This window comes from Streptomyces apricus (genome assembly GCF_008369065.1).
Classification (GTDB): Bacteria; Actinomycetota; Actinomycetes; order Streptomycetales; family Streptomycetaceae; genus Streptomyces; species Streptomyces apricus.
Genome location: NZ_VDFC01000047.1, coordinates 256,345 through 271,303, shown reverse-complemented (window position 1 = coordinate 271,303; position 14,959 = coordinate 256,345). Strand labels below are relative to the sequence as shown.

Below are 14,959 nucleotides of genomic sequence, written 5' to 3'. Positions count from 1 at the left end.
CCTCCTCGACGGGGCCCCGCAGTCGCACGTCGACCTGGACGACCCGACGTACCTGGACTTCGAGTACCAGCGCCGCCTCGGCCACGTCATCGACCTGGCCGCCCCGCCCGGCAGGCCCGTGCACGCCGTGCACCTCGGCGGTGGCGCCCTCACCCTCGCCCGGTACGTCGCCGCGACCCGCCCCCGCTCCACCCAGCAGGTCGTCGAACGGGACGCCGCCCTCGTCCGGCTGGTGCGGCGCGAGCTGCCGCTGGACCCGAACGCCCGGATCAGGGTGCGGTCCACCGACGCGCGCGAAGGGCTCGCGAAGGTGCCGGACGGGTGGGCGGACCTGGTGATCGCTGACGTGTTCAGCGGGGCGCGCACACCCGCCCACCTCACCTCGGGCGAGTTCCTCACCGACGTGCGCAGGGTCGTGAAGGCCGGTGGCGTGTACGCCGCGAACCTCGCCGACGGTCCGCCCCTGGCGCACCTGCGCGGTCAGATCGCGACGGCCGCCGGTGTCTTCCCCGAACTGGCCCTGGTCGCCGACCCGGCGGTCCTGCGCGGCAAGCGCTTCGGCAACGCGGTCCTGGTCGCCTCGGACCGCCCGCTCCCGCTCCCGGAACTGACCCGCAGAGCGGCCTCCGACCCCCACCCGGCCAGACTCGAACACGGCAAGACGCTACGGGACTTCACCGGCGGAGCAACCCCGGTGACGGACGCGACGGCAGTGCCCTCACCGCCACCACCACCATCAGCCTTCAGGTAGGGAGCCCCTTTAGGGGCGCGGGGAACTGCGCGACCAGCCCCCACCGGCCCGCGGACGACAACGACGAACCCCCTGGGGCTCAGTAGTCGTTCACTTCGACCCGCGGAGCGGAGTCGTGCCACGTGCAGAACACCGACACCCGATCCGCCCCGGACGAGAAGTCCACCCGGATCCACGTCTGCGTCTTCCACACCTGCATCGACCACCCCGACGCGGGCGTCGCGGACACCAGCGACGCCGAGGACGTCCCGAGGTCGAAGACGGCCCGCCCCCCGTCGGTGTCGTAGCTCTTCACCTCGCCGGAGGCGCCCGCGCCGGGAGCGGCATCCGCCGCCTTCGAGCGCGACGCCGACGCCGACGGTGACGGAGAGGCAGGGGGCGCGGCCGAGGACGGACGACCCGCCTCCGGCGAACGGCGGCTCTTCGACGGCGAGGGCGCCGTCCCCGCCGGGGACTCGGGCCGGCTCGTCGAGGACGCCAGCGGCTTCGCCCCCTGCGCGGTCCCGTACGCGCTGATCGGCAGCGCCCGCGGCGGGTCGTAGGCCGTGCCCGTCATGACCGTGTGCACACCCCACCACGACAGCGTGACCGCCGCGCCCGTGGCGAGCGACCAAGCCAGTACGTGTACGAGTCCTCTGCGCATCGCGGGCCATCCTGCCCCACGCGCCCCTTCCGTGTCCCGCGGGGTGGGGACGGGAACCGGACCGGGCCCGGTCCGGGGGGAGTTGTCCACAGGCCCCGGACCCGGGTCCCCCGCATGGCGTACGGTGCGGGCCATGGCAAGTGTGCTCGTGGTCGAGGACGACCAGTTCGTACGCTCCGCCCTCATCCGGCACCTGACCGAGGCCGCGCACACGGTGCGCAGCGTCGGCACGGCCCTGGAGGCGCTGCGCGAGGTCGCCCATTTCCGTTTCGACGTCGTGATCCTGGATCTCGGCCTGCCCGACCTGGACGGGTCGGAGGCGCTGAAGATGCTGCGCGGCATCACCGACGTGCCCGTGATCGTGGCGACCGCGCGGGACGACGAGACGGAGATCGTCCGGCTGCTGAACGACGGCGCGGACGACTACCTGACGAAGCCGTTCTCGGTGGAGCACCTGTCGGCCCGGATGGCGGCGGTCCTGCGCCGCGCCCGGTCCTCGGCCGCGGAGCCCGCGCCCGCACCGCAGATCCGGGTCGGCGGCCTCGCCATCGACCCGCTGCGCCGCCAGGCCGAACTGGACGGCGTACGCCTGGACCTGACCCGGCGCGAGTTCGACCTGCTGGCCTTCCTCGCCGGGCGGCCCGGTGTCGTGGTGGCCCGCAAGGAGCTGCTCGCCGAGGTGTGGCAGCAGTCCTACGGCGACGACCAGACCATCGACGTCCACCTGTCCTGGCTGCGGCGCAAGCTGGGCGAGACGGCGGCCCGGCCGCGCTACCTGCACACCCTGCGCGGCGTCGGCGTGAAGCTGGAGCCACCGGGACCCGCCGGGACACCGGGACGGCCGCGATGAGATGGGCGCTGGTCAAGGTCTGCGTCGCCGTCACCGCGATGGTCGTGGTGGCCTTCGCGGTCCCGCTGGGCCTGGTGATCAGGGAGATGGCGAGGGACCGGGCGTTCTCGAACGCGGAGCGGGAGGCGGCGGCCGTCGCGCCCGCCCTGTCCATCACCACCGACCGGGCCGAGCTGGAGAAGGTCGTCGCCTCGGCCGCGTCGGACGCGGGCATGGCGGTGCACATACCGGCGGCCGACCGCACGGACGCCGCCGGCGACGGGGAAGGCGCTGGTGCAGGTGACGTTGCCGGCGCAGGGGAGCGGGCGGTCGACATCGGCCGGCAGCGCGCCACGGACAAGGACATCGCCGCCACCCGCAGGCTCGGCCGGGCCTCCACCGCCGAAGTGCCGGGCGGGTCCACGCTGTTGCAGCCCGTCGCGCTGAGCTCGGGCCAGATCGCGGTCGTCGAGGTGTACGTCCCGGAGTCGGAGGTCACCAACGGCGTGGGCACGGCCTGGGCCGTGCTGGCCCTGGTCGGGGTCGCGCTGGTCGTGGGCTCGGTCGCGGTGGCCGACCGGCTCGGCGTGCGGATGGTGCAGCCCGCCCAGCGCCTGGTGGAGAGCGCGCACGAACTGGGGGAGGGGAAACTGGGCGCGCGGGTGCCCGAGGAGGGGCCGACCGAACTGCGGCTCGCGGCCGTCGCCTTCAACTCCATGGCCGACCAGGTCGTCCAGCTGCTCGCCAACGAGCGGGAGCTGGCGGCCGACCTCTCGCACCGGCTGCGCACCCCGCTCACCGTGCTGCGGCTGAACGCTGCCTCGCTCGGGGACGGGCCGGCCGCCGAGCAGACCCGGGCCGCGGTCGCCCAGCTGGAGCGCGAGGTCGACACGATCATCCGCACGGCCCGGGATGCCAAGCCGCAGACCGCGGCGGTCGGCGTGGGCGTCGGGTGCGACGCGGCCGAGGTCGTCCGGGAGCGCATGGACTTCTGGTCGGCGCTCGCCGAGGACGAGGGGCGCAAGGTGCGGGTGGCCGGCGTCGACCGGCCCGTGCGGATACCGGTGGCCCGGACCGACCTCGTCGCCGCGCTCGACGCGCTGCTGGGGAACGTCTTCCGGCACACCGCCGAGGGCACGGCGTTCGCGGTGGACGTGCACAACGGCGAGGACGCCGTGATCGTCCTCGTCTCGGACGCGGGCCCGGGGATAGCCGACCCGGAGGCCGCGATGGCCCGCGGGCGCGGCTCCGGTACCGACGGCTCGACCGGGCTCGGGCTCGACATCGTGCGCCGGCTCGCCGAGTCGACCGGCGGGGACGTGCGGATCGGGCGCTCCGTGCTGGGCGGGACCGAGGTCAGGATCTGGATCCAGCTGGACGGCCGCGAGCCGGAACGGCGGGGCCACCGCGGGTCGGTACGCCGGCGCGGGGCGATGCGACGGCGTGGACCGGCCGCATTGGTCTCGACCTTTAACCGTTCCCGATCCCATCCTTAAGCGCACCATAAGATCCCCGCCCCCTGTCCGGATCAGGGGTTTTGCCTGTTTACGGCTCGCTAGCGTGCTGCCGCAACCCCCCCTCGGAAGGCAGGCACGCGATGAGCACGACGCACCGGCGCACGGCCAGTGGCAGGAACAAGGCGATCGGCGGAGTCATCGCCGCGGCCGTGGTCGGTGGCGGGGCCCTCGTGTTCACCGGCACCGCGCAGGCGGCCGGCGTCGGCGCCGCGTACACCAGGACCAGCGACTGGTCGACGGGGTACACCGCGCAGTACGTCGTGACCAACGACGGCGCCGGTGCGAAGACGGACTGGACGCTGGAGTTCGACCTGCCCTCCGGCGCCGAGCTCAGCTCGCTGTGGAACGCCGAGTCGAAGGTGAGCGGCCGGCACGTCACCGTGAAGCCTCCGTCCTGGGACAAGGACGGCCTCACGAAGGGCGAGTCGGTGACCGTCGGCTTCGTGGTGCGGGGCTCCGGCGACCCGACCGGCTGCCTCGTCGACGGCGCCAAGTGCTCGGTGGACGACGGGGCGACCCCGGAGCCCACCGGCCGCCCGACACAGACCGCGTCCGCATCCGCGTCGCCCTCGCCGGAGCCGACGAAGTCCACCGCGGCCCCGACGGCCACCGCGAGCCCGACCGGGAGCGCGTCCCCCACCCCGAAGCCCACCGGGACCACCGGCGGCGGCACGGCCGGCGGCGCCGGCTTCGCGCCCTACGTCGACACCTCCCTGTACCCCGCCTTCGACCTGCTCGCCCACTCGGCGGCCACCGGGGTGAAGGAGTACAACCTCGCCTTCGTCACGGACGGCGGCGGCTGCACCCCCAAGTGGGGTGGCGTCACGGACCTCGGCGGTGACGCGGTCGCCGCGCAGATCGGCAAGCTGCGGGCGCAGGGCGGTGACGTCCGGGTCTCCTTCGGCGGCGCGGCCGGCTCGGAGCTGGCGCTGAACTGCTCGTCGGCGGACGCCCTCGCGGCGGCGTACGGCAAGACCGTGGAGGCGTACGGCCTGACGAAGGTCGACTTCGACGTGGAGGGCGGCGCGCTGCCGAACGCGGCGGCGAACACCCGCAGGGCGAAGGCGATCGCGAAGCTGCAGGCCGAACACCCGGACCTGGACGTCTCGTTCACCCTGCCGGTGATGCCCGAGGGCCTCACCCAGGACGGCGTGAGCCTGCTCGCCGACGCCAAGGCGAACGGCGTCGGCATCGACACGGTCAACATCATGGCGATGGACTACGGACCGGCGTACAGCGACGACATGGGCACCTACGCCGAGCAGGCCGCCACCGCCACCCAGGCGCAGATCAAGGGGGTCCTCGGGCTCTCCGACGCCGCCGCCTGGAAGGCCGTCGCCGTCACCCCGATGATCGGCGTCAACGACGTGGTGACGGAGGTCTTCAAGGTCGAGGACGCCACCCAGCTCGTCGCGTTCGCCGAGTCGAAGGGGCTCGGCTGGCTCTCGCTGTGGTCCGCCACCCGCGACAAGCAGTGCCCCGGCGGCACCAAGCCCGCCGCCGACGCGACCTGCAGCTCGATCCTCCAGGACGCGAACGCCTTCTCGAAGGCCTTCGCCGCCTACAAGTAGCGCCTACAAGTAGTCCCCGACCACCTGTACACGCACCACCCGTACGTCCCCCGAACGCCCCCGCAGGAGGTCATGCCCGCGCGGGGGCGTTCGGGGGACGTACGGGTTCCCCCGAAAGGGGTGTCTATTCGACCGGGTTGACCGGCGGCAGCTCCCCGGTGCGGGCCGCCTCCCGGTACCAGAGGGCGCTCGACTTCGGGGTGCGGGCCTGGGTCGCGTAGTCCACGTAGACCGCGCCGAAGCGCTTCTCGTACCCGTACGCCCATTCGAAGTTGTCCATCAGGGACCACAGGAAGTAGCCGCGCACGTCCGCGCCGTCGGCGATCGCGCGGCGGACCGCGCGCAGGTGCCCGTCCAGGTAGGCGATGCGCTCCGGGTCGTGGACGCGGCCGTCCGGGTCCGGCTTGTCGTCGTAGGCGGCGCCGTTCTCCGTGATGTACAGCGCCAGCCCCGGCACCTCCCGGGTGTAGCGCATGATCAGGTCCTGCAGCCCCGACGGGTCGATCGTCCAGCCCATCTCCGTGCGCTCGCCCGGGGTCTGGTGGAAGGCCACGTCGTCCGCGGCGGGCCAGGGCGAGAACGCGCTCGCCCCGTGGCCGTCCGCGCGCGGCCCCGACGCGTCCGCGGGGGCGGCGGACACCAGCGTCGGCGTGTAGTAGTTCAGCCCGAGCGCGTCCAGCGGCTGCTTGATCAGGGCGAGGTCGCCGTCGCGCACGAACGACCAGTCCGTCACCGGCGCGGTCGCTTCGAGCAGCGTCTGCGGGTACGCGCCGTGCAGCATCGGACCGTGGAAGATGCCGTTGGCGAGGTCGTCGATGCGCCGGACCGCCGCCAGGTCGGCCGGGTCCTGGGTCAGCGGCCTGACCACCGAGGAGTTGAGGCTCACCGCGACGCTGTTGCGGGCGGGCATCACCGTGCGCAGCGCCTTGGTGCCGAGGCCGTGCGCCAGGTTGAGGTGGTGCGCCGCCCGCAGGGAGGCCTCCGGGTCGGTGCGGCCGGGGGCGTGCACACCGGACGCGTACCCGAGGAAGGCGCTGCACCACGGCTCGTTGAGCGTGATCCACTGCTCGACGCGGTCGCCCAGCGCCTCGCCCACGATCTGCGCGTACTCGGCGAACCGCAGCGCGGTGTCGCGCTCGGGCCAGCCGCCCGCGTCCTCCAGCTCCTGCGGCAGGTCCCAGTGGTAGAGGGTGACGGCCGGCTTGATGCCGTGCGCGAGCAGCTCGTCGACGAGACGGCGGTAGAAGTCGAGGCCGCGCTGGACGGCGGGGCCGCGGCCGGTCGGCTGCACCCGGGACCAGGACACCGAGAAGCGGTACGCCCCCAGGCCCAGGTCGGCCATCATCGCGACGTCCTCGCGGTAGCGGTGGTAGTGGTCGTTGGCGATGTCACCGGTGTCACCCCCCGCGGTCTTGCCGGGGGTGTGGCTGAAGGTGTCCCAGATCGAGGGCGTACGGCCGTCCTCCCGGACCGCCCCCTCGATCTGGTACGCGGAGGTCGCGGCGCCCCAGAGGAAAGCGGGCGGGAAGGTCACAGGTTCAGGCATGGAAGCGCTCCCATGGGAGGAAGGTCGTCAGGAGACCGGGGACAGGGGGTCGGGTACGGGGCGGGGTGGCGGTGCGGCGGCGTGCCCACCGGCGGCCGGGTCCGATCGCCGGCCGCCGGCCGCCGGACCGGGCGGCACCGGCCGGCCGGCGGATCGGCCTGGTGGATCGACCCGGTGGATCGACCCGGTGGATCGGACCGACGGATCGGACCGACGGATCGGGCCGACGGATCGGGCCGCCGGAGTGGCCTGGAGGATCGGGCCGGCGGATCGGGGCGACGGAGCGGCCTGGCGGATCGGTCCGGCGGGCAGGGCGGTGCGGGGCCCGCCCGCCGGGCGCCGGGGTGACGGGTCAGCCCTTGATCGCGCCCTGCATGATCCCGCCCACGATCTGCTTGCCGAACAGCAGGAAGGCGATGAGCAGCGGCAGGGTGCCGAGCAGCGCGCCCGCCATGATCACCGCCTGGTCGGGGACGTAGCCCGTGCCGAGCGAGTTGAGGGCGACCTGCACGGTGGGGTTCTGCTGGTTGAGCGCGATGATCGGCCACAGGAAGTCGTTCCAGGCCATCACGAACGTCAGCAGCCCGAGCACGGCCATGGCCGGCCGCGCCGCCGGGAAGACCACGTGCCACACGACGCGCAGACTGCTCGCGCCGTCGACCCGGGCCGCCTCGATCAGCTCGCCGGGCAGCGCCTGCACCAGGTACTGCCGCATGAAGAACGTGCCGAAGGCGCTGACCAGGGTCGGCAGGATGACCGTCTGCAGCTGGTTGGACCAGCCCAGCTCGCTCATCCACAGGTACAGCGGTACGACCGCCAGCTGCGGCGGGATCATCATGGTGCCGATGGTCACCAGCAGCAGGAGGTTGGAGAACCGGAACCGCAGCTTGGCGAAGGCGAACCCGGCGAGCGTGGAGAACAGGACCGTGCCGACGGTGATGGTCGAGGCGACGATCGTGCTGTTGACCATCGCCGTGCCGAGACCGCCCTGCTCCCAGGCGGCCTCCAGGTTCTTGAACAGGTTCCCGCCGATCCACAGCGGCGGCGGGGTCTCGGCGAGGCGCTGGTTGGTGCGCGAGGCCGCGACCACCGTCCACAGCAGGGGCGCCAGCGAGACCGCGGCGAAGACCGCCAGGACGACGTACGTGAGCGGGCCCGCGTGCAGCTGCTTGCCCGCGCCCATGATCCGGCGGCGTCCGGAGCCGTCCTTGCCGCCCTTGTCCGGCACACGGTCCTGCACCTGAGGAGGCGTCAGTTCACTTGTCGTCATTGTGACTTCCTCAGCCGTCGGGTGATCAGCAGGTTGACCGCGGCGACGATCAGCAGGATCAGGAACATCGTCCAGGCGATCGCTGACGCCTTGCCGAGGTTGCCGATGATCCAGCCCTGGTCGTACATGTACAGGCCGAGCGTCTGGTACTGGTGCTCGGAGCCGCCCTTGGAGCCGCTGACCCCGCCGAACAGGAGCGGTTCGCCGAACAGCTGCGTCGCGCCGATCGTGGAGACGACCACCGTGAACAGGATCGTCGGCCGCAGCATCGGGATCGTCACGTGGCGGAACTGCTGCCAGCGGTTGGCGCCGTCCAGGGACGCCGACTCGTACAGGTCGGCGGGGATCGCCTGCATCGCGGCGAGGTAGATCAGGGCGTTGTAGCCCGTCCACCGCCAGATCACGATCGAGGAGACGGCGAACTGCGAACCCCAGGTGGACTCACGCCAGTTGATCGGGTCCACCCCGACGAAGTCGAGGAGCCAGTTGATCATGCCGCCGTCCCACGAGTACAGCAGGACGAACACCAGGGTCGCCGCCGCCACCGAGGTGGCGTACGGGGTGAGCATCACGACCCGCCACACGGTCGAGCCGCGCAGCTTGTAGTTGAGCAGGTGCGCGATGCCGATCGCCATGATCAGCTGCGGCACGGTCGAGATCACACCGATGGTGAAGGTGTTCTGCAGCGCCCCCCAGAAGAAGTCCGAGGACATCAGGTTCTTGTAGTTGTCCAGGCCGACCCAGGTCTGCTGGTCCAGGTTGGACAGCTGCACGTTGTGCAGCGAGTACCAGGCCGTGTACAGCAGCGGGACGAGCCCGAAGGCGCCGAAGAAGACGAAGAAGGGGGCGATGAACGCGTACGGCGACGCCTTCATGTCCCAGCGGTACAGCCGGCTGCGCCAGGAGTCGGGGCCGGGGGGCGGGGTACCGCGACCGTGAGCACGGCGCGCCGCGCCCGGCTGGGAGCCGGGCGCGGCGTCGGCGCTCGACGCGGAGTGCGCGAGAGCCTGCTTGGAGCTGGTCACTGGCCGAGCACGTCCTTGATCTCCTTGGACGCCGCGTCCCAGCCCTGGTCCGGGGTCTTGCCCTTCTGCTCCACCTGCAGGATGCCGATGTCGGAGATGGCGGTGTTGATCGGCTGGTCCTTGACGCCGAAGATCTGCGTCGGGATGGTCTTCGCCGAGTCGGAGAAGATCTGGGTGATCGGCGCGTCGGAGAAGAACGCCGTGGTGTCGGCCTGCGGCTTCAGGCTCGTGTACGCCGACGGGGTCGACGGGAAGCTCGCCTGCTTGGCGAAGACCTTCGCCTGCTGCTCGGGAGCGGTCAGCCACTTCGCCAGGGCGATGGCCTCCTTCTGGTGCTTGCCCGCCGTGGGCACACCGATGAACGAGCCGCCCCAGTTGGCCGCGGTGGGCGCCGCCGCCACGTCCCACTTGCCCTTGCCGGAGTCACCGGACTTCTCCTGGATGTAGCCCAGCATCCACGCGGGGCAGGCCACCGTGGCGAAGCCGCCGTTGGCGAACGCCTGGTCCCAGGGCTTGTCGAACTGCTTCAGCTTCGCCGACATGGTGCTGGTGGCCACCTCCATGGAGGCGTCCCAGGCCTTCTCCACACCCGAGGACTTGTCCCAGATGACGTTGCCCGCGTCGTCGTAGTACCGCTCGCTCTCGCCGCCGAGCGCCGCGTTGTAGACCGAGGAGGCGGAGTCCACGAACTTGGTGCCCTTGGGCGCCTTCTTCATGTAGTCCTTGCCGACGTCGACGTACTTCGACCAGTCGCCCTTCCACTGCGCGGCGAGCTTGGTGCGGTCCGTCTCCAGGCCCGCTTCCTTGAAGAGGTCCTTGCGGTAGCAGATCGCCATCGGGCCGATGTCGGTGCCCAGCGCGATGGTCTTGCCGTCCTTGGTGGTGGCCTGGGCGGTCTTCCAGTCCAGCCACTGCGACTTGTCGACGTCCTTGCCCAGGTCGACGAACTTGGCGCCCTGGGTCTGCACCGCCTCGGCGATGTTGCCGACCTCGATCGCCTGGATGTCGTCGGTACCGGAACCGGCCTGCAGACGGGTGAGGGTCTTCGGCCAGTAGACGTCGGTACGGGTGGTGACGTTCTCCTTGATCGTGATGTCGGGGTTCTGCTTCATGTACTCGTCGTAGAGGCCGGCCTGCTTGTAGCCGAAGACCCCGAACGTGCCGATGGTCAGCGTGGTCTTGCCACCGCCGCTGCCACCGTCCGAGTCCGACGACCCGTCGTCCGAGTCCTCGGCGCAGCCGGCGAGCAGCCCCGTCGTCAGCGCGGCGACGGCCGCGAGGGCCATCAGCCGGCGGGATCCCCGGGTACTCGTGCGCATTGCGTCCTCCTGTTGCCTGACGTGCCGACCCCCCGGCCAACTGCGTTGTTGGGCCCGTTAGTTCATGCTGCGGCTCGGGCGGGGAACGTGCGGGATGTGTATGTGTCAGGTACTGTGGGAGCGCTCCCACAGGTGATGTGTTGAAGGGTCGTCGCTCGACGCGGGGGTGTCAAGGGAGAGGACGCAGGGAGGTGTCTTCAGTTATCGGGCTGTTAACTAAAGAAGGCGGAGACCCGGAGCGTAGGTCCTCCAGGGTTTCGGGACGGCTTCGGGAAGGCTCCGGATCGGCCTCGGAGTACGACCGCGGCACCCCGGCCCGTCTCGACGGGTCCGGGTCCGATCACGACTGTTAGATTCCAGGCCACACACGGTGTCACCGTGTCGGACGGGAGGCGGACCATGGCAGTCCACGGAGCGCGGAGCCGGAGCGGCGGACGGCCGACCCTGGAGGAGGTCGCCGCGCGCGCAGGTGTGGGCCGCGGCACGGTCTCCCGCGTGATCAACGGCTCCCCGCGGGTCAGCGACGCCACCCGCGCGGCCGTCGAGGCGGCCGTCGCGGAGCTCGGTTACGTGCCGAACACCGCCGCCCGCGCCCTCGCCGCCAACCGGACCGACGCGATCGCCCTGGTCGTCCCCGAGCCCGAGACCCGCTTCTTCGCCGAGCCGTACTTCTCCGACATGCTGCGGGGCGTGGGCGCGGCCCTGTCCGAGACCGAGATGCAGCTGCTGCTGATCTTCGCCGGCAGCGACCGGGAGCGGGCCCGGCTGGCCCAGTACCTGGCGGCGCACCGGGTGGACGGGGTCCTGCTGGTCTCGGTGCACGCGGACGACCCGCTGCCCGACCTGCTGGCCCAGCTGGAGATCCCGGCGGTGATCAGCGGCCGCAGGTCCGCCGACGAGACGCTGCCGTCGGTGGACTCCGACAACTTCGGCGGCGGCCGGTTCGCCGTCGAGCACCTCATCGCCCAGGGCCGGCGCACCATAGCCCACCTCGCCGGGCGCCTCGACGTGTTCGGCGCCCAGCGCCGCGTCGACGGCTACCGCGCGGCCCTGCGCGAGGCGGGCCACGAGGTCGACGAACGCCTGGTCGTGGCGGGGGATTTCACCGAGGAGGGCGGCCGGCGCGCGATGAAGGAGCTGCTCGCCGTACGTCCGGACCTGGACGCGGTCTTCGCCGGGTCGGACGTGATGGCGGCCGGCGCCCGGCAGGTGCTGCGCGAGGCGGGCCGCCGCATACCCGACGACGTGGCCCTGGTCGGCTACGACGACTCGGCGATCGCCCGCCACATGGACCCGCCGCTGACGAGCGTGCGCCAGCCGATCGAGGACATGGGCCGCGCCATGCTCGACCTGCTGATGGACGAGATCGCGGACCGCCGCCCGGCGGCCTCCCGGGGCCTGGAACGGCGGCAGCTGGTGCTGCCCACGGAGCTGGTCGCGCGGCAGTCGTCGTAGCCCGGTCCGCCCCGCCCGCCCGGACCGCGGGCCCGCACACCGGGAACGCCCGAGGGCCGGACCGCTTGCGCGGCCCGGCCCTCGATCCATCAGGGTGAGTGACGGGACTTGAACCCGCGACTTCCTGGACCACAACCAGGTGCTCTACCAGCTGAGCTACACCCACCATGACCGGCGATCCTGCATGTGGTTCACCTGAGTGGTTCACCGACCGGCCGAGAAAAAGTGTACAGGGTCCGAAGGGGTGCTCGCTCCCGACTTCCCGGCGGGTGTCAGCCCGCGGGCAGCACGTGCTTCGAGGCGATGGAGCGGGCCGTCTCCGAGTCCGGTCCCGGCTGCGGTACGAAGATCGCCTCGCGGTAGTAGCGCAGCTCGGCGATCGACTCGCGGATGTCCGCCAGCGCCCGGTGGTTGCCGTTCTTGTCGGGGCTGTTGAAGTACGCCCGCGGGTACCAGCGGCGCGCCAGCTCCTTCACGGACGAGACGTCGACGATCCGGTAGTGGAGGTAGCCCTCCAGGGTCGGCATGTCCCGCAGCAGGAAGCCGCGGTCGGTGCCCACCGAGTTCCCGCACAGCGGGGCCTTGCCCGGTTCCTTGACGTGCTCGCGGATGTAGGAGAGGACCTCCTCCTCCGCGGCCGCCAGGGTCGTGCCCGCGGCCAGTTCGTCGAGGAGTCCGGAGGACGTGTGCATGGTGCGCACCACCTCCGGCATCGTCTCCAGCGCGGCGTCCGGCGGACGGATCACGATGTCCACCCCCTCGCCGAGCACGTTGAGCTCCGAGTCGGTCACCAGCGCGGCCACCTCGATGAGCGCGTCCTCCGACAGCGAGAGACCGGTCATCTCGCAGTCGATCCACACCATGCGATCGTTCATGGGGTTCACCCTACGGCCCGCCTCCCCGCCGGGGCAGGCCCGGGACCTCGGCAGTCGTGGCCGCGGGGCCCGGCGGACACGGCCGCACGGCCCGGCCGCCGTGGCCCGCGGGGGTGCGCGACGGCGGCCGGCCCCGGACCGTGGTGGGTCCGGGGCCGGCGTACGGCGCTTCGGCGCCCGGTGCTGCGGGGCGCGGCGTCGCTAGGTCGCGCTGCGCTGGCCCGGCAGGCTGTGCCGCCCGGCCACGTACAGTTCCGCGCGCCCCGTGTCCGCGGACAGGGACGACGCCGCCTGGCCGACCGCGTGGGCGGCCGCCGTACGGCGGGACTGGAACGGCACGGGTGCCTCCTGCAGCACCGGCGGCGGCGGTGGCGGCGGCGAGCCGTCCGGGTCGCCGTGCTTCTCGCCCTGCGGACGGCGCGCCCGGTAGGCGGCGCGGTACGCGGCCGGCGAGGAGCCCAGCTGGCGGCGGAAGTGCCCGCGCAGCGCCACCGGCGAGCGGAACCCGCAGCGGCCCGCGACCTCGTCCACCGAGTAGTCCGACGTCTCCAGGAGGCGCTGGGCCTGGAGCACCCGCTGGGTGATCAGCCACTGCAGCGGCGCGCTCCCGGTGAGCGAACGGAAACGGCGGTCGAACGTACGCCTGCTCATGTACGCGCGTGCCGCCAGCGTCTCCACGTCGAACTGCTCGTGGAGGTGTTCCAGGGCCCAGGCGACGACCTCCGCGAGCGGGTCGGCGCCGATCTCCTCGGGTAAAGAGCGGTCGAGGTAGCGCTCCTGGCCGCCGCTGCGCCGGGGCGGTACCACCAGCCGGCGGGCCAGTGCCCCGGCCGCCTCGTTCCCGTGGTCCGTCCGCACGATGTGCAGGCAGAGGTCGATCCCGGCCGCGGTGCCGGCCGACGTCAGCACGTCGCCGTCGTCCACGAACAGCTCGCGGGGGTCGACGTGCACCGACGGATAGCGCTTGGCCAGCGTCGGCGCGTACATCCAGTGGGTCGTCGCCGGGCGGCCGTCCAGCAGTCCGGCCGCGGCGAGGACGAAGGCGCCGGTGCACAGCCCGACTATGCGGGCGCCCTCCTCATGGGCCCGGCGCAGCGCGTCGAGCGCCTCCTCCGGTGGCGGTGAGGTGATCGACCGCCACGCCGGCACCACGACGGTGCCCGCCCGGGAGATCGCCTCCAGCCCGTTGGGTGCGGTGAGTTCGAGGCCCCCTGTGGTCCGCAGTGGGCCTTCCTCGCCGGCACAGACCAGCAGTCGGTACCGCGGTACGCCGGCGTCCTGGCGGTCGATCCCGAACACCGACAGCGGTATGGAACTCTCGAAGATGGGGCCGCCGCTGAACAGCAGCACCGCGACGATCTCCTTGCGGCGTCGTCCGGACAGTTTCCGGACCGCGGCTTCCGGCGCGGCAGTGGAGTCGTGGCTCATCCTGCTAAGCCCCCCTCGGTGGTCGCGGCACCCTTAACCTTTCGGGTCTGTCGCTCCAACACGTTTCCCCTCGGTCCTGCACGAGTCCCCCGCCGTAAGACGTCAAGATCGAATCTACTGTGTCGCAAGGTGCCGAGGTGGCCACTTCAGCACTCGGCAGATTGTCGACATGGCAACTTGGCGTGAAGCATTCGATCACGAAGCGTTGCACTCGTGGGCCGCGCAGGGAAGTGCGCCTCGTGCCGGTGGCCGGTCCCCGTAGGGTGCGGGCACCCCGCGGGACCCTTTCGGTGCAGGTCGAACGGGGGTTGGGGGGTGGTTCGGCCAAGGGAAGCGCGGGGCGGAGAAGTTGGCTGAAAAGCGGTGGGCGCGTATGCGGAAACCGGTCAGTCAACCGGCGTATTCGCACCGGCGTGACGGCCGCCTCGGCGGTCGCCTACCCCGCCCCCGCCCTGTCGCACATGATGCGGTGCGCGCTCCCGCGCGCGCAGTCGCGCCGCGCCGCGCTCGGAGCGGCGCAGCAGCACCCGGCAGGCGCCGGTCACAGCGGCCAGCCCGAGGGCCGTGCCGGCCGCGCCCGCCAGGGAGGTGCCGTATCCGACGAGGACGACCGGGACCAGGACGCAGCTGAACGCCGCCCAGCGGATCAGGTCGGTCGCGGTGTCGGTGTCCGCCCTTGTGCCGGCCGCCGGGTCCTGGGGGGTGGTCGTGTCCGTGGCGGGCGTCGCGG

General features: G+C 72.1%; 13 protein-coding genes and 1 tRNA gene. 5 read left to right on the top strand and 9 right to left on the bottom strand.

From position 1 onward, the window contains the following. Window positions 1–751: spermidine synthase (locus FGF04_RS27595; protein ID WP_149514398.1), on the top strand; the 751-nt coding region annotated here is incomplete at its 5' end. Window positions 752–830: 79 nt separating this feature from the next. Here the strand turns inward: FGF04_RS27595 and FGF04_RS27590 are convergent. After that, on the bottom strand, window positions 831–1,394 hold the full coding sequence (locus tag FGF04_RS27590) for a hypothetical protein (protein WP_149514052.1): 564 nt from the start codon (window positions 1,392–1,394) through the stop codon (window positions 831–833). Window positions 1,395–1,527: 133 nt separating this feature from the next. On the opposite strand from FGF04_RS27590, the gene FGF04_RS27585 reads away from it, so the two are divergent. The 3 genes from FGF04_RS27585 (at window position 1,528) to FGF04_RS27575 (ending at window position 5,311) form a co-directional block, all read left to right on the top strand. Beyond that, window positions 1,528–2,244, top strand: a complete 717-nt coding sequence (locus tag FGF04_RS27585; RefSeq protein WP_149514051.1) for a response regulator transcription factor — start codon at window positions 1,528–1,530, stop codon at window positions 2,242–2,244. Continuing rightward, entirely contained in the window at window positions 2,241–3,719 is a 1,479-nt protein-coding gene (locus FGF04_RS27580; protein WP_149514050.1) for a sensor histidine kinase, read from the top strand. The genes FGF04_RS27585 and FGF04_RS27580 overlap by 4 nt, the downstream gene beginning before the upstream one ends. Before the next feature lie 101 nt (window positions 3,720–3,820). Continuing rightward, window positions 3,821–5,311, top strand: coding sequence for a glycoside hydrolase family 18 protein (locus tag FGF04_RS27575; protein ID WP_149514049.1), 1,491 nt, complete (start codon window positions 3,821–3,823; stop codon window positions 5,309–5,311). Window positions 5,312–5,435: 124 nt separating this feature from the next. On the opposite strand, the gene FGF04_RS27570 is transcribed toward FGF04_RS27575, so the two are convergent. The 4 genes from FGF04_RS27570 to FGF04_RS27555 all read right to left on the bottom strand — a co-directional run bounded on the left by FGF04_RS27570 (window position 5,436) and on the right by FGF04_RS27555 (window position 10,471). Continuing rightward, window positions 5,436–6,857 carry a GH1 family beta-glucosidase gene (locus tag FGF04_RS27570; protein WP_149514048.1) on the bottom strand — a complete coding sequence of 474 codons (1,422 nt, stop codon included), beginning with the start codon at window positions 6,855–6,857 and terminating at the stop codon, window positions 5,436–5,438. A 352-nt stretch (window positions 6,858–7,209) separates the two neighbouring features. Continuing rightward, window positions 7,210–8,127 (bottom strand): carbohydrate ABC transporter permease, encoded by a 918-nt coding sequence (locus FGF04_RS27565; protein ID WP_149514047.1) that lies wholly within the window; start codon window positions 8,125–8,127, stop codon window positions 7,210–7,212. Beyond that, on the bottom strand, window positions 8,124–9,152 hold the full coding sequence (locus FGF04_RS27560) for a carbohydrate ABC transporter permease (protein ID WP_149514046.1): 1,029 nt from the start codon (window positions 9,150–9,152) through the stop codon (window positions 8,124–8,126). The genes FGF04_RS27565 and FGF04_RS27560 overlap by 4 nt, the downstream gene beginning before the upstream one ends. Next, window positions 9,149–10,471, bottom strand: coding sequence for an ABC transporter substrate-binding protein (locus FGF04_RS27555; RefSeq protein WP_149514045.1), 1,323 nt, complete (start codon window positions 10,469–10,471; stop codon window positions 9,149–9,151). Before FGF04_RS27555 ends, FGF04_RS27560 begins: the two co-directional genes overlap by 4 nt. 399 nt (window positions 10,472–10,870) lie before the next feature. On the opposite strand from FGF04_RS27555, the gene FGF04_RS27550 reads away from it, so the two are divergent. Beyond that, the gene (locus FGF04_RS27550; RefSeq protein WP_149514044.1) at window positions 10,871–11,926 is read left to right on the top strand and encodes a LacI family DNA-binding transcriptional regulator; all 1,056 of its coding nucleotides are present in this window, start codon (window positions 10,871–10,873) and stop codon (window positions 11,924–11,926) included. A gap of 93 nt (window positions 11,927–12,019) precedes the next feature. Here FGF04_RS27550 and FGF04_RS27545 read toward each other — a convergent pair. From FGF04_RS27545 to FGF04_RS27530, 4 genes are all read right to left on the bottom strand, one after another. Beyond that, window positions 12,020–12,092 (bottom strand) — tRNA-His (locus tag FGF04_RS27545). A 106-nt stretch (window positions 12,093–12,198) separates the two neighbouring features. Beyond that, window positions 12,199–12,801: an oligoribonuclease gene (gene orn / locus FGF04_RS27540; protein ID WP_149514043.1), complete on the bottom strand. Its 603-nt coding sequence runs from the start codon at window positions 12,799–12,801 to the stop codon at window positions 12,199–12,201. 201 nt (window positions 12,802–13,002) lie between these two features. Next, the gene (locus FGF04_RS27535; protein WP_149514042.1) at window positions 13,003–14,229 is read right to left on the bottom strand and encodes a helix-turn-helix domain-containing protein; all 1,227 of its coding nucleotides are present in this window, start codon (window positions 14,227–14,229) and stop codon (window positions 13,003–13,005) included. Window positions 14,230–14,615: 386 nt separating this feature from the next. Beyond that, entirely contained in the window at window positions 14,616–14,879 is a 264-nt protein-coding gene (locus tag FGF04_RS27530) for a hypothetical protein (RefSeq protein ID WP_149514397.1), read from the bottom strand. Window positions 14,880–14,959: the final 80 nt, after the last annotated feature.